Annotated in this window: 18 protein-coding genes and 1 pseudogene; 10 read left to right on the top strand and 9 right to left on the bottom strand. The window is 69.7% G+C overall.

The window, feature by feature from the left end:
• Positions 1-3: 3 nt before the first annotated feature.
• Both B042_RS0116085 and B042_RS0116080 read right to left on the bottom strand, forming a co-directional pair.
• A complete protein-coding gene (locus tag B042_RS0116085; RefSeq protein ID WP_197024337.1) occupies positions 4-2364 on the bottom strand; it encodes a trehalase-like domain-containing protein in 2361 nt (786 codons plus the stop codon).
• A 347-nt stretch (positions 2365-2711) separates the two neighbouring features.
• Positions 2712-3434, bottom strand: coding sequence for a class I SAM-dependent methyltransferase (locus tag B042_RS0116080; RefSeq protein WP_028649182.1), 723 nt, complete (start codon positions 3432-3434; stop codon positions 2712-2714).
• A gap of 116 nt (positions 3435-3550) precedes the next feature.
• On the opposite strand from B042_RS0116080, the gene B042_RS0116075 reads away from it, so the two are divergent.
• The 4 genes from B042_RS0116075 to B042_RS0116060 all read left to right on the top strand — a co-directional run bounded on the left by B042_RS0116075 (position 3551) and on the right by B042_RS0116060 (position 6478).
• Positions 3551-4372, top strand: coding sequence for an SDR family oxidoreductase (locus B042_RS0116075; RefSeq protein ID WP_028649181.1), 822 nt, complete (start codon positions 3551-3553; stop codon positions 4370-4372).
• A 103-nt stretch (positions 4373-4475) separates the two neighbouring features.
• Positions 4476-4739 carry a phosphoribosyl-ATP diphosphatase gene (locus tag B042_RS0116070; RefSeq protein WP_028649180.1) on the top strand — a complete coding sequence of 88 codons (264 nt, stop codon included), beginning with the start codon at positions 4476-4478 and terminating at the stop codon, positions 4737-4739.
• 58 nt (positions 4740-4797) lie between these two features.
• Positions 4798-5652 carry an ATP phosphoribosyltransferase gene (gene hisG, locus B042_RS0116065; RefSeq protein WP_028649179.1) on the top strand — a complete coding sequence of 285 codons (855 nt, stop codon included), beginning with the start codon at positions 4798-4800 and terminating at the stop codon, positions 5650-5652.
• A gap of 94 nt (positions 5653-5746) precedes the next feature.
• Positions 5747-6478 carry a spermidine synthase gene (locus tag B042_RS0116060; protein ID WP_231494120.1) on the top strand — a complete coding sequence of 244 codons (732 nt, stop codon included), beginning with the start codon at positions 5747-5749 and terminating at the stop codon, positions 6476-6478.
• Here B042_RS0116060 and B042_RS0116055 read toward each other — a convergent pair.
• Positions 6454-6672 carry an EF-hand domain-containing protein gene (locus B042_RS0116055; protein ID WP_028649177.1) on the bottom strand — a complete coding sequence of 73 codons (219 nt, stop codon included), beginning with the start codon at positions 6670-6672 and terminating at the stop codon, positions 6454-6456. The two genes, B042_RS0116060 and B042_RS0116055, sit on opposite strands and share 25 nt — an antisense overlap.
• Positions 6673-6779: 107 nt before the next feature.
• Positions 6780-6992: an EF-hand domain-containing protein gene (locus B042_RS0116050; protein WP_028649176.1), complete on the bottom strand. Its 213-nt coding sequence runs from the start codon at positions 6990-6992 to the stop codon at positions 6780-6782.
• A gap of 542 nt (positions 6993-7534) precedes the next feature.
• Between B042_RS0116050 and B042_RS0116045 the strand changes: the two genes are divergently transcribed.
• From B042_RS0116045 to B042_RS0116030, 4 genes are all read left to right on the top strand, one after another.
• Positions 7535-8518, top strand: coding sequence for a PstS family phosphate ABC transporter substrate-binding protein (locus B042_RS0116045; RefSeq protein ID WP_028649175.1), 984 nt, complete (start codon positions 7535-7537; stop codon positions 8516-8518).
• Between the two features lie 26 nt (positions 8519-8544).
• Positions 8545-9504 carry a phosphate ABC transporter permease subunit PstC gene (pstC, locus tag B042_RS0116040; protein ID WP_028649174.1) on the top strand — a complete coding sequence of 320 codons (960 nt, stop codon included), beginning with the start codon at positions 8545-8547 and terminating at the stop codon, positions 9502-9504.
• Entirely contained in the window at positions 9505-10452 is a 948-nt protein-coding gene (gene pstA, locus B042_RS0116035) for a phosphate ABC transporter permease PstA (protein WP_028649173.1), read from the top strand.
• A 126-nt stretch (positions 10453-10578) separates the two neighbouring features.
• Positions 10579-11304 carry a response regulator transcription factor gene (locus tag B042_RS0116030; protein ID WP_028649172.1) on the top strand — a complete coding sequence of 242 codons (726 nt, stop codon included), beginning with the start codon at positions 10579-10581 and terminating at the stop codon, positions 11302-11304.
• Between the two features lie 187 nt (positions 11305-11491).
• Here B042_RS0116030 and B042_RS0116025 read toward each other — a convergent pair whose 3' ends face one another.
• From B042_RS0116025 to trxA, 3 genes are all read right to left on the bottom strand, one after another.
• Positions 11492-12295: a response regulator transcription factor gene (locus B042_RS0116025; RefSeq protein WP_028649171.1), complete on the bottom strand. Its 804-nt coding sequence runs from the start codon at positions 12293-12295 to the stop codon at positions 11492-11494.
• A 45-nt stretch (positions 12296-12340) separates the two neighbouring features.
• The gene (gene pstB, locus B042_RS0116020; RefSeq protein ID WP_028649170.1) at positions 12341-13195 is read right to left on the bottom strand and encodes a phosphate ABC transporter ATP-binding protein PstB; all 855 of its coding nucleotides are present in this window, start codon (positions 13193-13195) and stop codon (positions 12341-12343) included.
• Positions 13196-13569: 374 nt separating this feature from the next.
• On the bottom strand, positions 13570-13944 hold the full coding sequence (trxA, locus tag B042_RS0116015; protein ID WP_028649169.1) for a thioredoxin: 375 nt from the start codon (positions 13942-13944) through the stop codon (positions 13570-13572).
• Positions 13945-14476: 532 nt separating this feature from the next.
• On the opposite strand from trxA, the gene B042_RS24455 reads away from it, so the two are divergent.
• Entirely contained in the window at positions 14477-15052 is a 576-nt protein-coding gene (locus tag B042_RS24455; RefSeq protein WP_051415745.1) for a hypothetical protein, read from the top strand.
• On the top strand, positions 15049-15543 hold the full coding sequence (locus B042_RS0116005; protein WP_028649168.1) for an ATP-binding protein: 495 nt from the start codon (positions 15049-15051) through the stop codon (positions 15541-15543). The genes B042_RS24455 and B042_RS0116005 overlap by 4 nt, the downstream gene beginning before the upstream one ends.
• A 78-nt stretch (positions 15544-15621) precedes the next feature.
• On the opposite strand, the gene B042_RS23475 is transcribed toward B042_RS0116005, so the two are convergent.
• Together B042_RS23475 and B042_RS26160 are read right to left on the bottom strand one after the other, a co-directional pair.
• A complete protein-coding gene (locus tag B042_RS23475) occupies positions 15622-16482 on the bottom strand; it encodes a hypothetical protein (RefSeq protein WP_155989128.1) in 861 nt (286 codons plus the stop codon).
• 26 nt (positions 16483-16508) lie between these two features.
• A pseudogene (locus tag B042_RS26160) lies at positions 16509-16789 on the bottom strand (IS30 family transposase); the annotation flags it as partial.

Below are 16789 nucleotides of genomic sequence, written 5' to 3'. Positions count from 1 at the left end.
TTCCTACCCGGCCCGGTCCAGGAGTTGCGCGCAGCGGATCAGCCCCAGGTGGGAGTAGGCCTGCGGGTGGTTGCCCAGGGCACGTTCGGAGACCGGGTCGAACTCCTCAGGGATGAGTCCGGTCGGGCCCGCGCGGTCCACCAGGTGGGTGAACAGCTCCTCGGCCTCGGCGCGGCGCCCCGTGGCCAGGTAGGCCTCGATCAGCCACGACGTGCAGAGGTGGAAGCCGCCCTCACCGCCGGGCAGGCCGTCGTGGCGCCGGTACCGGTACACGGTGGGGCCCTCGCGCAGCTGTGCCTCGACCGCCGTCACCGTGGCCTGGAACCGTGTGTCGGAGGGGTCCAGCAGGCCCGACAGGCCGATGTGCAGCGAGGCGGCGTCCAGGTCGTCCCCGTCGTAGGCGGTGGTGTAGGCCCCGGCAGTCGCGCTCCACCCCTTGGCGGTGACCTCGGCCGCGATGTCGGCGGCCAGCGGCTCCCAGACGGGGTCGGCCGTCCTGCCGAACCGGGCGGCCAGGCCGACGGCGCGGTCCAGCGTCACCCAGCACATCACCTTGGAGTACACCCGCTGGCGGGGCTCGTCGCGCTCCTCCCAGATCCCGTGGTCCGGCTCGTGCCAGCGCCGGGCGACCGCCTCAGCCATGGAGCGCACCAGGTCCCAGTCCCGGTCCGCGAGCGCGCCGCGCGCCTCGGCCAACCGGTCGATCAGCTCCACGACCGGGCCGAACACGTCCATCTGCACCTGGTGGTCGGCCAGGTTGCCGACCCGGACCGGGCGTGATCCGGCGTAGCCGGACAGTGTCTCCACGACCTGTTCGGGGCCCAGGTCGGTGCCGCGCAGCGTGTACAGCGGCCTCAGCAGTTCCGGACCGGGGAGGGAGGCCACGACGCGGTGCACCCAGTCGAGGAAGGCGTCGGCCTCGGCGGTGGAGCCCAGGGACAGCAGTGCCTGGACGGTCAGGGCGCCGTCGCGCAGCCAGCAGTAGCGGTAGTCCCAGTTGCGCACCCCGCCGATCTCCTCGGGCAGGGACGTGGTCGCCGCCGCCATCACCCCGCCCGAGGGCGTGCACAGCGCGCGCAGGGTCAGGGCCGACCGGGCCGACAGCCTCCGTGCGGTCTCGGGCAGGGCGAGGGTGTCCAGCCACTCCGACCAGTGCCCGTGGAGGGCGCGCCGCCGGTCCTCCTCGCCGGTGGCGGGGGCGGAGAGGTCGTCGGTGCCGCACCGCAGCTCCAGGACGACCGGCCGCTCCGAGGAGGGGTGGACGGTGGCGCGGGCGGTGTCGCCGTTGCCCTCGTGGTCGATGTGCCACTCCACGCCCGGGGCGTGCAGCACCATCGGGAAGCCGGCGCCCTCCACCACCAGGCCCCGGGGGTGCGGGACCAGGCGTACGTCGGCGCGGCCGAAGTCGGGCCGGGGCGCGAACTCGACCGTGGCGGGGGCGGTGCCGCTGATCCGGCGCACCAGGTCGGTGCGGCCCTCGCCTGCGGCGGGGGCGAGGTAGTCGGTGACCTCAAGGCGGGAGAAGCGGGTGCGCACGGTCATGGTGCCCTGCTCGTAGCGCTGTCCCAGGGGCAGGCCCTGGTGGGCGGGGGCGACGGCGAACACCCCGGCGCTGCGGCCGCCGAGGACCTCGGCGAACAGTGCGGGGGAGTCGGGGTCGGGGTGGCACATCCACACCAGGCGGGCGTCGGGGCCGACCAGGGCGACGGAGGCCTGGTTGGACAGCAGCGACATACGTTCGATGGGGGAGGGGCGCTCCCCGAACACCCAGGAGCGGCGTTCGGCGGCCAGGGCTCCCAGGAGGGCGGCCGCAGCGGGTGTGTCGGGCACGCGGTGCGCCGCCACGGTGGGCGTGTCCTCGTCGCCGACCCGGATCCCGGCGTCGGCTCCGGTCAGGTGGAGGAAGACGGGCTCCTCCCCGTCGCCGCCGCCGATGTAGCAGGTGGCGGTGGCCTCGGCGTGGGAGCGCAGGGCGTTCAGGGCGTCGGCCTTGTCCGCCGGGAGCGGGGCCATGTCCAGGGTGCCGTCGGGTTCGGCCCCGTGGGAGCCGACCAGGTGGATCTCGGCGGGCAGCCGGGAGAGGGTGGCCAGTTCGGACAGGGTGCGGGAGGAGATGACCGAGCACGTGGTCCCGGGCAGGTCGGCCAGTTCCCGCAGGGCGCGCACGGCCTCCGGGTGGGGACGCGGCGTGCCTGGTCCGACCGGGGCCAGGGCGCCGTCGTAGTCGCAGGCGATGAGGAGGCGGGGTGTGCGCGCGAGCGCGGAGACGCGCCGCCGTACGTCCATGGGCAGGGGGTCGAGCACGGTGTCACCGGGGCGTGCGGGCACCTCGGGGGCGGCTTCGACCGCTTGGGAGAGCGTCACGTTGCCTCCTCCACTAGCCATCATTGGCCGGGTGAAATGAGTGAAATGTCGGACTTTTGTGCGCAAAGAGCCCATGTGTGGCGGGCAGGTGTGGAGAACGTAGAACCCAGGGCTTGTGGCACGCGGGGGGATTCTGGGGACGTGGAGTAGGTCTCGGCAACTTTCTGTGTGAAAGAAGACAGACCACTACCCCGGTCATCCGGGCGCAAGGCCGGACCCTCCAGAAGACAAGGTGAGACTACCTGTGCACGGGACCTTCCGCGACACTCCGGCCTCCACCGGACCAGGGGGGACGCACGGCCGCGGCCCGGCCCCCTCGGGGGCGCCGGGCCGCGGGGGCCGCGCGGTCAGCGGGCGCGGGGAGGCGGTACCGTCGCCGGCCTGCGGAGGTGGTGCACCCACGCCGGCGGGAGGTTGGCCAGGATCTTCTCCGAACGGATGCCGTAGCGGTCGACCAGGTCCTGGACCAGCCAGCTCGTCCGCGCCTGGCGCAGGTAGTCCGAACGCCGCGCGATGACCGCCCGGACCTCCTTCGTGTAGAGGTAGCCGTAGAAGGACAGGGTGCCGCCCGGCCTCAGCACGGCGAAGTAGTGGTCGACGATCTCCCCGACCTCCTCCGACGTGAAGTTGGCGAAGGGCAGCCCCGAGACGATCGCGTCGTAGCGGCGGTCGGTGCCCATCTCGCCGATCGGCTTGGCGTGGACCGACGCCCCGTCGGCGATCACGGACAGCTCGGAATCGGTCTTGAGGAGCCCCTCCAGGTGGGCGGCGAACTCCGGATTGGCCTCCACCAGGTCGACGGTGTCCCCGGGGCGCATGGCGGCGGCGATGCCCCGGGTGACGGCACCCGTGCCCGCGCCCACCTCCAGGATGTTCATGGGGCGGTCGGGATCGGGACGGACATGGATGTACCGGGCGAGGGCGTCGGCCAGGGCCCGGCTGCTGGGGGCGATGGCCCCCGTGGCGTGGAAGGTCCGCAGAGCCTGGGCGAGGAACAGCCTGGTGTCGCGCAGGCGCTCGTCCAGCTTGAGGGCGGTGAGAGGTCCGGCGGGACCCGGTGTCTCGGACATGGGGGAAACGCTAGCGTCCACAGGGGCGAAGGGGGAGTGACGAGTGGTCGCCGTCACGCGTGTTTCGCCGACGGCTTTCCGAAGCGTCCCGAATTCTTTCCTCTAGGCTGGTCGGCATGAGCGAGCCGACGACCCCCCGGGCTGCCGGGCGGACCACCCTGGTCACCGGTGCCTCCAGCGGTATCGGGGAGGAGTTCGCGCGCAGGGCGGCTCAGCGGGGCCACGGCCTCGTGCTCGTCGCCCGGCGCGCCACGCTCCTCGACGACCTCGCCGAGGACATCCGCGAGACCTACGGGACCCCCGTCGAGGTCCTTCCCGCGGACCTGTCCACGCGTGAAGGGGTCGCCGCCGTGGCCGAGCGCCTGTCCGCCGACGGCCGGAGCGGGGCGCCCCCGGTCGACCTGCTCGTCAACAACGCCGGGCGCGGTGACGGCGGCGTGTTCGCCGAACAGGACCCCGAGGACATCGACCACATGATCGACGTCAACGTGCGTGCCGTCCTGTGCCTCACCCGTGCCGTCCTTCCCGTCCAGATCGCGCGGCGCGCGGCGGGCGAGACCGTGCGGATGGGCGTGATCAACGTGTCGTCCCTGGCCGGTGAGCCGGCGGCCAACCCCGGGGGCGCCGTCTACGGCGGGGGGAAGAAGTTCGTCACCCTGTGGAGCGAGAGTGTGGCCGCCGAGGTGCGCAAGAAGGGCGTGCACGTCACCGCGGTCCTACCCGGGTTCGTGCGCACCGACATGACCCGGGCCGTCCAGGAACGCGGGCTCCCCGAGTTCGCGTTCGTCTCCAAGGCACAGATCGTCCGCGACGCACTCCGTGCCTGGTCCGCCGGCCGCTCCCGCGTGGTTCCGGGTGCCCAGTACAAGACCGCCGACGGCCTTCTGCGCGTGCTTCCGCGCTCGGTCGTGCGCGCTCTCGCCCGCCGCATGGCGTGAACCGGATCACGACCGCATCGTGGGACACCGGGGGCCGGATGCCGCGTGCGGCGGCCGGAGCGCCTAGGCTGGGGGCGCACTGCCGGTCGAGGAAAAAGAGACCATGAAGACCTTCGAAGAGCTGTTCGCCGAGCTGTCCGAGAAGGCGCGCTCCCGCCCCGAGGGGTCAGGGACCGTCGCCCAACTCGACGCCGGTGTCCATGCCATCGGCAAGAAGGTCGTCGAGGAGGCCGCCGAGGTCTGGATGGCCGCCGAGTACGAGACGGACGACCGGACGGCCGAAGAGATCTCGCAGCTCCTCTACCACCTCCAGGTCCTGCTGCTGGCCCGCGGCCTTCGCCTCGAGGACGTCTACAAGCATCTGTAGCCGGCTCTGTCCGGCTCCGCTGACGTCCCGACACGCGAACGACGTAAGGAAGCCATCCATGTCCGACCTGCTGCGCATCGCCGTGCCCAACAAGGGCCAGCTGTCCGAACCCGCGATCGGGATGCTGCGCGAGGCGGGGTACCGCCAGCGCAAGAGCTCCCGCGACCTGGTCATGGTCGACCCCGACAACGAGACCGAGTTCTTCTTCCTCCGTCCCAAGGACATCGCCGTCTACGTGGGCGAGGGCATCCTCCAGGCCGGGATCACCGGCCGCGACATGCTGCTCGACTCCGGGGCGGTGGTCGACGAGGTCCTCGCACTGGGCTTCGGTGCCTCCACCTTCCGCTTCGCCGCCCCGGGCGGGGCGGGCATGACCGTCGCCGACCTGGCCGGCAAGCGCATCGCCACGTCCTTCGACGGCCTGCTCCGCTCCTACCTGGACGAGCGGGGTGTTGAGGCCCGGGTGATCCACCTCGACGGTGCGGTGGAGAGCTCGGTGAAGCTCGGCGTGGCCGACGCGGTCGCCGACGTCGTCTCCACCGGCACCACACTCCGCCAGGCGGGCATGGAGACCTTCGGCGAACCGATCCTGCGTTCGGAGGCGGTCGTCATCCGGCCCGCGGGCGCGGCCGAGGACCCCAAGATCGATCAGCTGCTGCGGCGCCTGCGCGGCGTCTTGGTCGCCCGGGACTACGTGCTGATGGACTACGACGTCCACGCGGAGCGGTTGGAGGAGGCGGTGGCGCTGACCCCCGGCATGGAGGGCCCCACCGTCTCGCCGCTGCACCGCGAGGGCTGGGTCGCGGTCCGCTCGATGGTGCCGAGCAAGGACGCCCAGCGCATCATGGACGACCTGTGGCACCTGGGTGCCCGCGCCATCCTGGTCACCGACATCTACGCCTGCCGCCTGTAGCGGCCCCCTCCGGCCCCGCGCCCGGCACGGGGCCGGAGGAGGTTCTGACGCCCGCTCCCAGCGCGTCTCCGGGATCATCGGCACAATGGTGGGCATGCGGACGCCACACACTGGGGAAGAGACGCGGACCCTGGCCCGGATCACGGGTGAGACCGGGGGCGACCTGGTCCTGCGCCGGGTGGGGGCGCACTACGAGATCTACTCCAACGGCGTCTTCCTCATGGACACCCGCGACGGGACCTCGGAGCGCGCACTGGTGCGCGCGGGCCTGGCCGCGCTGCCGAGGGGCAGGTCGCGAGCACGGGTGCTGATCGGTGGTCTGGGTGTGGGCTTCTCCGCCCGCGAGGCGCTCGACCACCCGAGAGTGGCCCGGGTGGACGTCGTCGAACTCGAACCCGCGGTGATCGCCTGGCACGACGGGGAACTCGGCGAGGCCGCCGGGTACGTCCACCGGGACCCGCGCTGCCGGGTGGTGGGCGCCGACCTCGTCGCCTGGGTGGAACGGGCCGCCGCCGAGCCGGAGCCGGTCCGCTACGACCTCCTGTGCCTGGACACCGACAACGGTCCGGACTGGACGGTGGTGGAGAACAACGCCCGGCTCTACGACGCGGCCGGACTGGACCGGCTCGCCGTGCTGCTCGCCCCGGGCGGCCTGCTGTCCTTCTGGAGCGCCAATGCGGTCCCCTCCTTCGAGGCGGCGCTGAGGGAGCGCTTCGCCTCGGTGGAGGCCATCGAGGTGCCCGTTGCCCGGGGCGTGCCCGACATGGTCTACCTGGCCGGCCGGCCCCGGCAGGACCGGGGTCAGGCCTGGGAGTCGGACATGTAGGCGGTGAACTCCTCCAGGGTGATCAGATGGTCGCCATCGGTGTCCATCGCCTCGATCGCCTGCGCGGCCTGCTCCTCGGTGCAACTGTCGCCCAGGCGGTGCATGAGGTCGGCGTACTCCTGGGCGGAGATGCGTCCGTCGCTGTCGGCGTCCACGAAGGCGAAGGTCGTCGCGTACTCGTTGGTGTCGGACATCTGCGCTCGTCTCCAGGGGTCGGGGCCGTGTTCTCGCGGCGCAAGGCTATCGGGGCGGGGGCGGTTCCGGAAGCCGGACGTCCTGTGTCCGGCGGTGCTGGGGCCTCCTACTGCCGGTCCATGTAGGCGGTGAACTCCTCCAGGGAGATGCGCCCGTCGCCGTCGGTGTCCATGGAGCGCACCACGGCGGCGGCGCGCTCCCGGGTGCAGTCGTCGCCGAGGTTGCCCATGAGCGCGTGGAGTTCGTCGACGGAGATGAGTCCGTCGCCGTCGGTGTCGACGAGGTCGAAGGTGGCGGCGTATTCGCTGGCCTCGGCCATGGGGGCGTCCTTCCGGGGGTCGGTGCGGCTCGCGCCAGGGTATCGGTGAGGGCCGTCGGTCAGGAAGGCCGCGGGGCGTCGGCCCGGCCGGGCCGTGGGGGCCGCGGCCCGGGGTGCGTACGGTGCCCTTCCGGAGTTGCCGGGGCCGCCGCCGAACGGTCCGGGCGCCGGGCGAACCGAGTCCGTCCATGCCGGATTTCGGGGTGGAGTCGAACCCGGATCCGGGTCGGACCGATACTCGGATCTGGCCGGATCAGTGAGTGTTTTCGCAGCGCATGAGGGATGGGAACCGGTTTTCCCGGAGGGTGGGGACCGATGTTCCTATCGCACTCGGTGATAGGGCGCATCCTCGGAGTCGCGGTTCGGTGGGGGGTCGGCCGAATTGAGTCGGCCCCTTCACCTTTCGTTCACCTTTTCTCTCTTCCCTGATCAGTTGGACGGCTTTGCATGGTGGTCGTGCTCGGCGGGACTCGCCGAGTGGTCCCTGCACCGGGTCGGCGGCTCCCCCCGCCGGCCGAAAGTTATGAGTCGAGGATTTCCACGTGATCTCTAAGAAGTGGCTTCAGGTCGCCGGTGTCGCTGTAGCGATTCCGTTCGCGCTCACCGCCTGCGGTGGCGGTTCCGAGGGCGGCTCCGAGGGCGGCGACGACGCCTCCGAGGGTGGCTCCGAGGTGTCCGGCAGCATCCAGATCGACGGTTCCAGCACCGTCGGCCCCCTCTCCGAGGTGGCCGCTGAGCTGTTCATGGAGCAGTACCCCGACGTCCAGGTCTCGGTTGCGATGTCCGGCACCGGTGGCGGCTTCGAGAAGTTCTGCAACGGCGAGACCGACATGAACGACGCCTCCCGCGAGATCAAGGACGAGGAGGCCACGGCCTGCGAGGGCAACGACATCGCCTTCGAGCAGGTCCAGGTCGCCAACGACGCTCTCGGCATCATCGTCAACCCCGAGAACCCGATCGACTGCATCAGCATCGACCAGGCCAACCAGATCTGGAACGAGGGCTCCACCGTCGCCACCTGGGGCGAGGTGGACGGCCTCGAGTCCGGTGACCTGGCCAGCGAGGACCTCACCCTCTACGGCCCGGGCACCGACTCCGGCACCTTCGACTACTTCACCGAGGCCGTCAACGGTGAGGAAGGCGTGATCCGCACCGACTACACCGACATCGGTGAGGACGACCAGGCCGCCATCGTGGGCGTCGAGGGCGACCCCGGCGCCATGGCCTACGTCCCCTACTCCTACTTCACCGAGGCCGGCGACTCCGTCAAGGCGCTCCAGATCGACGGTGGCGACGGCTGCGTCGAGCCCACCCTGGAGAACGTCCAGAACGGCTCCTACAGCCCGCTGGGCCGTGGCCTCTTCGTCTACGCCAGTGACCTGGCCCTGCAGGAGCAGGTCGCCGTCGAGTTCATGAACTTCTACATCGACAACTCCGGTGAGATCACCGAGCTTGCCGGTTTCGTTCCGCTGACCGAGGACCAGATGGCCGACGCCACCGCGAAGATCGAGTCGCTCACCAGCTAATCGAAACGCGATCTGAAAGCTAAGCCATGGCTGATAGCAACATGGCGACCCCGGCGGCCGGCGCTGACCAGCGTCGGCCGCTCAAGGGCGCCGGTCGTTCACGTATCGGTGAGAAGGGCATCAAGACCTTCCTCGCCATCTGCGCGGCCTTCTCCATCATCGTGACGACGGGTATCGTCGTCGCGCTCGTCATTCCCACGGTGAACTTCTTCGGACAGATCACCATCACCGAGTTCCTCTTCGGCGTCACGTGGGCACCGGCGTTCGCCAACCCCTCGTTCGGTGTCCTGCCGATCGTCGTGGGCACGGTCATCGTCGTCGTCACCGCGCTCGCGGTCTCGATTCCGATCGGCCTCGCCTCCGCGATCTACCTGTCCGAGTACGCCTCGCCCTCGGTGCGCAAGGTCGTCAAGCCGGTCCTGGAAGTCCTGGAGGGCATCCCCACCGTCGCGATCGGCCTCTTCGCGTTCTTCTTCATGCGGCCACTGGCGGAGAGCCTGTTCCCGTTCTTCCCCTGGGAGACCCCCTTCTCCATCGGTGTCGCCGGTATGGCCGTGGGTCTGCTCATCGTGCCGCTGGTCGCCTCGGTCGCCGAGGACGCCATGCGGTCCGTTCCCAGCGGGCTCCGGGAGGGCGCCTACGCGCTCGGGGCCAGCAAGATGCGGGTGACCCTGCGCGTGGTGTTCCCCGCCGCGATCTCCGGCATCATCGCCGGCATCGTGCTCGGCACCTCGCGCGCCATCGGTGAGACGATGGTCGTCCTCATCGCGGCGGGCGCGGGCAACCCGAACCTGACGTTCGACTGGTTCAACTCGGCGCAGACCATGACCGCCTACATCGGTGGTACCGCGACCGGTGACATCGCTCAGGGCACGGTCGTCTACGACACGATCTTCGCCGTCGGCACCCTGCTGTTCACGATGACGCTGATCATGAACATCATCGCGACCCGTCTGGTCCGCCGCTTCCGTGAGGTGTACGAGTAAATGGTCATCGACAAGGGAAAGCAGCCCCAGAGGTCGCGACTGGCCGTCGCGGGCGCGCGGGCGGCCACCGACAGCATCTTCACCACGTCGTCCAAGAGCGACCGCGTGGCCAACGTGCTGTTCCGGGCCCTGCTGCTGCTCGGCATGGGGTTCGCGCTGCTGGGCCTGGCGGCCATCATCATCTGGTCGCTCGTCGAAGGTGCCCCGCGACTGGGGCCCGAACTCATCTTCGAGGGCCCCTCCTCCATCCGGCCCGAGAGCGCCGGATACCGGACCGCCATCCTCGGCACGCTCTGGGTGATCGGCGGCGTCGTGCTGTTCATCGTCCCGGTAGGCGTGGGAGCGGCGATCTACCTGGAGGAGTACGCGGACAACACTCGCTGGTGGAACCGCCTCATCGAGGTGAACATCCAGAACCTGGCCGCCGTGCCCTCCATCGTGTTCGGCATCCTGGGCCTGGCGTTCATCGTCCGCGGACCGCTCAGCCTCGGGTTCGTGGCCGCTGCTGGCTCGTTCACACTGTCCCTGCTCGTCCTGCCGACGGTCATCCTCGCCTCCCGTGAGGCGATCAAGGCCGTGCCGAACTCCACCCGCCTGGGTTCACTCGGTCTCGGGGCCAGCCAGTGGCAGACGATCTGGCACCACGTCCTCCCCGGCGCACTGCCCGGCATCCTGACGGGGCTCATCCTCTCCGTCTCGCGGGCCATCGGTGAGGCGGCTCCGCTGCTGCTGGTCGGAGCGGTCACGTTCGTGACCTTCGACCCGTCGTTCTTCGAGAGCCAGTACTCGGTACTGCCCGTGCAGATCTACAACTACGCGGGCCGTCCCCAGGAGGAGTTCCGGGTTCTCGCCGCGGCAGGTGTGATCCTCATGCTCGCCGTGCTGCTGACGATGAACTCGTTCGCCATCTGGCTGCGCAACCACTATGAGAACAAGAACAAGAGATGAGGGGGGCGTCTGCGGGCGCGCCCCCGTCGGTGCCCGTGGTCACCCGTCGGTCCTCTCGTTCGGTCAGTACACCGGTCGGCGCCACCGTCGCCGTACCGGGTCCGTCCCGTCACTGGAGGACCACGCGTGGAGTCTCCGTTGGTCTCGGAGCGACGACCGCTGCTGCTGGCGGTCGAGTCCGACGAGCATGCCGAGGCCCGGTTGCGCGCACTGTTGGCGGACGAGCCGATCGATGCCCTCTACTGCGCCGAGGCACCCAGAGCCCTGCTGCTCCTCGGCAGGGAGGCCCCCGACGCCGTGCTCCTAGGAGCGATGGAGGGGCCGATCGACACGCTGGAGTTCCTGCGCATCGTGCGTAGCTCCGACCCGGCCCTGCCCGTGGTCGTGGGGGTACCGTTCGGGGACGCGCCGTACACCGAGACGGCGCGTTCCCTCGGGGCGACGCTCACGGTCGAGCGCCCCCACCGCGGCGACGACCTGCTGCCCGCGCTGCGGTCGGCACTGGTCCGGGGCATCGGCCGCGGTCCCCAGAGCGCGGACACCATCGACCTCGGACGGCTGCTGGTGGAGGGCGGAGCCCCCGCGCTGCGCCTGGACGGCGCGTTCGTGGCCCTGCCGCCCACGGAACACCTGCTGCTGCGGCACCTGGCCGTCAACGTCGACGCCGTGGTTCCCCGCCACGAGCTGATCCGCGCGGCCTGGGCGGACGACACGTCGGTACGGAGCAACACCCTCAACGTCCACATCATGCGGCTGCGCAGGCGTCTGGGAGACGACCGGGCGCGCCCGCGGTGGATCAGCACGGTCCACGGGGTGGGCTACCGGCTCACCGTGCCCGAGGCCGACGCGTAGGCGTGTTCCTTCGGCCGCCGACCCGGTGGGGCCGGGAAACGGGGCGGGCATCCGTGTTCTTGCCTTCTGGAGGTTGTTGCCGCACCCCGTCCCCGAAGGGGTGCGGGGGCTCCGGGTGCGTTCACGGCCCGACCGCTCGTACGCGTCGGTGCCGGGGCGGGCGGAGGAGCCGGTTCGGGGGCGGGGGTCACGAGGTGAGGGTGTCCAGCCGGTAGCCGATGCCGCGGACCGTGTGGATGAACCGCGGCTGGGACTCGGAGTCGCCGAGCTTGTGTCTCAGGCGCCGGATGTGCACGGCGATCGTGTTGTTCACCGGGGGCAGCGGTTTGCGCCACACCTCGGTCCACAGCTCCTCGCGGCTGACCACGCGCCCGCTGTGCCGCATGAGGAAGTCCATGATGCCGAACTCCCGGAGCGCCAGGTTGACGGGGTTCCCGTCGACGAAGAGCCGGTGCCCCAGGGCGTCGAGCTCCAGTGAGCCGGATTTGAGCGCCACTGGCTGCCGGGAGCCGTCCGCGGGGGAGGGGGCGTCGGAACCCGGGAGGGAGCCGCGCAGCAGCGCGGAGAGCTCCGGGATCCGGTAGGGGCGGTTCACACACGCGGTGGCGCCGACCGCCAGGGCGCGCAGGGCTCGCTGGGAGTCGCCCGTGCCCACTCCGATGAGGATGGGGATGTCCGTGGCGCGCCGCGTGACCCGTACCAGTGTGTCCAGTTCGATCTCGGGAGGGGCGGCGCTGGTGATGAGGGCGTCCGGGCGGATCATGCCGACGCGCAGCAGTGCCTCGGCCCCGTCCACGCACACGGTGATGTCCATGTCGTGCCCGCTGAGGGAGAGCACGAGCTGGTGGGACTGCTCCGACTCCGGTTCGACCAGCAGGACGCGGACCGGCCCTTCCAGCCGATCCGTCCCGTCGGACCGCTCCATCCGCTCCCCCTCGTCCGAAGCAGCCGACGGCCGCGGGACTGAGGCGGAGGGGATGAACGCGGTCATGGGTGATCCACTTCGTCGAAAGGGGGAGCGGCCGGGGTGTGTGGCTTACCCGAAGCGGCCGGAGATGTAGTCCTCGGTCCGCTTGTCGGCGGGCTTGCTGAAGATCGTCGGCGTCTCGTCGAACTCGACCAGGCTCCCGTAGCGGTCGCCGTCGTCGTCGACACCCGCGGTGAAGAACGCGGTCCGGTCCGAGACGCGCGCCGCCTGCTGCATGTTGTGGGTGACGATGACGATGGTGAACTCGTGGGCGAGTTCGTACATCAGGTCCTCGATCTTGAGGGTCGCGATGGGGTCGAGTGCCGAGCACGGCTCGTCCATCAGGATGACCTCGGGGTTCACCGCGATCGCCCGCGCGATGCACAGGCGCTGCTGCTGACCGCCGGAGAGGGCGAAGGCGCTGTCCTTGAGCTTGTCCTTGACCTCGTCCCAGAGGGCCGACTTGGTCAGGGCCTCCTCGACCACGTCGTCCAGGCCGCTGCGCTTGCCCATGATGCGGGGGCCGAAGGCGATGTTGTCGTAGATCGACTTGGGGAACGGGTTCGGCTTCTGGAAGACCATGCCGATCCGGCGGCGGACCTCGATGGGGTCGACGGCCGGGTCGTAGAGGTCCTCGCCGTGGAAGGTGACCTTGCCCTCGACACGGGCCTCGGGGATGAGGTCGTTCATGCGGTTGAGGGTTCGCAGCACGGTGCTCTTGCCGCAGCCGGAGGGGCCGATCATCGCGGTGATCTGGCGGGGCCCGACCTTCATGTTGACGTCGCGGACGGCCTTGTTGCTGCCGTAGTAGATGGAGAGGTCGCTGACCTCGAAGACGGGGTCGTCCAGGCCGGGGACCTCCCGGTTGTACCGGACGGTGTCGGGGGAGACGCCGTGGGAAGACTCGGTGTTGCTGACAGACATGAGGCCACTTCCGGTCGGACGGAACTTGTGCGGTCTTGAGGGGGCAGATACCGCAGTACGCGGTCGTACCCATGCAAAGGTGTCCGAATGAAGTGGAGGTGAACGAATACGTAGGTCAAAGTGAACGCGGGCGGTGATCTCAGAAGCGGCCGCGTGCCGTCCCTACCTCGGGGGTCGGGGTGCCGGAGACGTGCGTCGGGTTCGTCGTGTCAAAGGCCTTGGTGACGGGTTCCGTGCGTTCGACGAACGGGTGGATGACGTATCCGCGGGGCGGGGGTACCGCCTCGCGCGGCGGTGTTCGCGGCGAGGAGCTCACGGGAGGGCCCCGGGCACCCGTCGACCGGGGTGCCCGGGGCCCTCGCCGGCGGACGCCCCTACTGCTGGCTTCCGGCCTCCTGCTCGGTGAGCTTCTCGCGGACCTCGTCCATGTCCAGTTCCCGGGCCTGGGTGATCAGGCTCTCCAGGGCCTCGGAGGGGAGGGCACCCGGCTCGTTGTAGATGATCGTGGCGTCGCGCACGATCATCAGGGTCGGGATGGACTGGATCTTGAACTCGAAGGCGAGTTCGCGCTGGGCCTCGGTGTCCACCTTGGCGTGCACGATGTCGGTGTGCTTGTCCGCGGACTTCTCGAACACGGGGGCGAACTGGCGGCAGGGGCCGCACCACTCGGCCCAGAAGTCGATGAGGACGAACTCGTTGTCCTTGAGTGTCTCGGCGAAGTTGTCTTTGGTGAGCTCGACTGTGGGCACGGGGGCTCCTGGAACTGATCGTCGTCTGCGGGCCGACCGTCGGCCGACCGCCTTCCTCCTTCAGTCCTACAGCGGATGCGCGCGCGTGTTTGTTCCATGGCGCCGTGTCTCCGTGAGCCGTTCGACACGGACCGGGGTGCGCCCGCCGCCGAGGTGCGTCCTGTGGCGGATACGCGGCCCGAGGTTCGCCCAGGGAGAACCCGAGGCCCGAGGTTCTCCCCGATACGAAACTCGGGTCTCCTTATGGTGGGCCCGGTGGGGTGTGCAAATGATTTCAATTCGGGCCAACGGGATACTTCTGGCATGGGCCTGGAAAGGGATTCTCCCTTTCCGTGAACCACCCTGACCTGCACTGATGTCCGTCAGGGTGAACTTTCTCCCTCCGACTTCGCAGAAAAGTGCGACACCACGCCCCACGTGCCCTAATCTTCTTTGCGAAAGCCCAACTGCATACGACGAAGACCCCGCGACGGTTAACAACCGGCCGGGGTCGTGGTCAGCAAGACGAACCTTGAAGCAAAGGATTGCCGACATGGCTCATTCTAGCCGTGCGGTCCTCAGGTCTGCCCTGGAGACCCTCGAAGCCCTCCTCCTGCCCGCGCGTGGCCGCCACGCCCGCCCGTCACCCACAGGCACCCTCCTGCGCCGCCGCTCGGCCCGGGTCCGCCGCTACGCGCCGGTGCCCGCCCCCGAGCAGACCGCCGCTCCCGCGCCCGCCGCACCTCCGGTGCCCGCTGTGCCCTCCACGCGCCCCGGGCTCGCGCCGCCCACCGTGCGCACGCCCGCCAGGGACGCCGCCCTGGTGCGGCCCTACTACACCGCCTACGAGCGCGAACTCGCCTACACGCAGGTCCACCCCGCTCGCCGTCTGCGTGCCCGCGCCACCATCCCCGGCCCGCGCGGCCCCCGGCTGTCGGCATCCGCACGGCGCGGCACGCCCTACACCCCCACCCACGCCGCACCCGCACCGGTGCCCGCGCCGCGACCGGCCGGGGACCTGCTCGCCCCGCCGCCCCCGCCGGTGCCCGGCGAGTTCGACGAACTCGCGCGCCTGGTCCGCCTCTGGCAGGACCAGCGCGCCGATCGGCGGAGCGGGGTGGCCGCGTGAACACCGTGATCCGTGAGGAGCCCCGCCCGCACGTGTTCTGGGAGCCCCGTGTCTACGCCGGGGAACTCCGTGAACTGGCCCGGGTCCGCGCCGACCTCGCATCTGACCTGGCCGGGTTCGATCCCGACCTGGTCGACACCCTCCGGCTCTGCGCCAGCGAGCTGCACGCCAACTGCGCCGAGTACACCGATCCCGACCGGTTCCACGGCGAGGTGATCCGGGGCCTGTCCATGCCCGACGAGCGCACGCTGCGCCTGTCCTTCAGCGACTCCGGCGGCGGGGGCGGCGCGCCGCGCGTCCCGACCGGGCGCACCGGGCAGGAGTGGGACCGGGCCGAGGACGGGCGCGGGCTGCTGCTCGTCGAAACGCTGTCCACAGCCTGGGGATACTTCCGCCTCGCGCCGTGGGCCGACCTGGGCACGCACGTGTGGGCGGTGTTCGACGTCGATGCCGTCCCGGACGGCCTGCGCCCGTTCGTCTTCACGCACTGACGCCACAGCGGTCGTGGAACGCGCCGTGTCCCGCCGGCACAGCCCCCGACCGCTTCCGTGGTCGGGGCCGGGGTGAGTTCAGGACGGAGACTCGATCAGCTCTGTCTGGACGGAGCGCAACCGCTCCAGGTGTTCTGGTCCGTGCGTTCTCTCGATATCGGCGTGCGATATTTTATAGGAGATCCACAGTTTGCAGATTCTCCCGTCTCGGGAGGAGAGATCGTCGTGAAAACGTCTCTGAACCTCCTTCGCCAGTTCGGGTGCGCAGAAGGCGGAAGCCCAGAGTGTGGCCGCGTCGGCTCCTCTCGGCAGCCTGCCCCAGCACTCCCAGTCCAGAATATGGAGACGGGGGGCGGTGAGGCTGGCCCAGTGCAGGTCACCGTGTCCGGTGACCCAGTCGGAGATGCGGGTGTCGAGTTCCAGACCCGTGAACTCTTTGATCTCTCTCTTTATGGGTGTTGGTGGTAGGGATATGCGGTTCGTCTTGACCTGCGACAGATTCCTGAGTGCCTGTGACAGATCCTCCCACCACTGTTCATCCACGTCCGGAAGTTGGGAGGGCAGCGAACGGGGGGAGGCTATCCGCTCGTCAGCAAGCGTCATCTGCTCGGCTCGGAAGATGATGCCCGAGTGGGTCCAGTGGCAGGCTTGGATGAACTCCGGTCGGGGGACACCCGTGATCGCGAGCGATGCTTCCAGACCACTGAGTTCCCAAGGGAAGATCTTGTCCGGCTCATACCAGTTGACCCGAATCCAGGTTCGGCACCGCGTCGGCATTCCTATGGACGGATTCCTGTTTCCGGAAGTCTGAACGTCTCTGTTCAGATGCACTCCAAGGCGGCGTTCGACCTCGTCGAGAACCTGCTCCCGAGAGATCTGTGCTCGCTGTAGTACTTCTGCTTTCCACGCCGTGTCAGTGGTTTGATACATGAAGCCCACGCGCTAGTAGCTAGGGTTGGGTGGTGTCAATTCGTTGAAGCAACGCCCTCGCCCTGGCCCTCCAACAGTTGCTTGTGGAACACCTCTTGCGGTGTGTAGAACCCCAAGCACGCCCGAGGACGGGTGTTGAGCTCCTCAGCGATCGCGGTCAGGTACGGCTGATGCTGCGGGATGTCGGTGCCCTTGGGCAGATACTCCCGGATCAGGCGGTTCGTGTTCTCGTTCGTGGGCCGCTGCCACGGCGAGTGCGGATCAGCGAAGAACACCGGCAGGTCAGTGGCCACCGTCACCGCGGCGTGGCGCCCCG

The organism is Nocardiopsis sp. CNT312 (assembly GCF_000515115.1).
Lineage (GTDB): Bacteria > Actinomycetota > Actinomycetes > Streptosporangiales > Streptosporangiaceae > Nocardiopsis.
This window is presented reverse-complemented; position numbering and strand designations above follow the sequence as displayed.

Coding starts and splice junctions, on each gene's coding strand:
- B042_RS0116080 (WP_028649182.1), bottom strand. CDS start 3,434: ATGTCCGAGACACCGGGTCCCGCCGGACCTCTCACCGCCCTCAAGCTG.
- B042_RS0116075 (WP_028649181.1), top strand. CDS start 3,551: ATGAGCGAGCCGACGACCCCCCGGGCTGCCGGGCGGACCACCCTGGTC.
- B042_RS0116070 (WP_028649180.1), top strand. CDS start 4,476: ATGAAGACCTTCGAAGAGCTGTTCGCCGAGCTGTCCGAGAAGGCGCGC.
- hisG (WP_028649179.1), top strand. CDS start 4,798: ATGTCCGACCTGCTGCGCATCGCCGTGCCCAACAAGGGCCAGCTGTCC.
- B042_RS0116060 (WP_231494120.1), top strand. CDS start 5,747: ATGCGGACGCCACACACTGGGGAAGAGACGCGGACCCTGGCCCGGATC.
- B042_RS0116055 (WP_028649177.1), bottom strand. CDS start 6,672: ATGTCCGACACCAACGAGTACGCGACGACCTTCGCCTTCGTGGACGCC.
- B042_RS0116050 (WP_028649176.1), bottom strand. CDS start 6,992: ATGGCCGAGGCCAGCGAATACGCCGCCACCTTCGACCTCGTCGACACC.
- pstC (WP_028649174.1), top strand. CDS start 8,545: ATGGCTGATAGCAACATGGCGACCCCGGCGGCCGGCGCTGACCAGCGT.
- pstA (WP_028649173.1), top strand. CDS start 9,505: ATGGTCATCGACAAGGGAAAGCAGCCCCAGAGGTCGCGACTGGCCGTC.
- B042_RS0116025 (WP_028649171.1), bottom strand. CDS start 12,295: ATGACCGCGTTCATCCCCTCCGCCTCAGTCCCGCGGCCGTCGGCTGCT.
- pstB (WP_028649170.1), bottom strand. CDS start 13,195: ATGTCTGTCAGCAACACCGAGTCTTCCCACGGCGTCTCCCCCGACACC.
- B042_RS24455 (WP_051415745.1), top strand. CDS start 14,477: ATGGCTCATTCTAGCCGTGCGGTCCTCAGGTCTGCCCTGGAGACCCTC.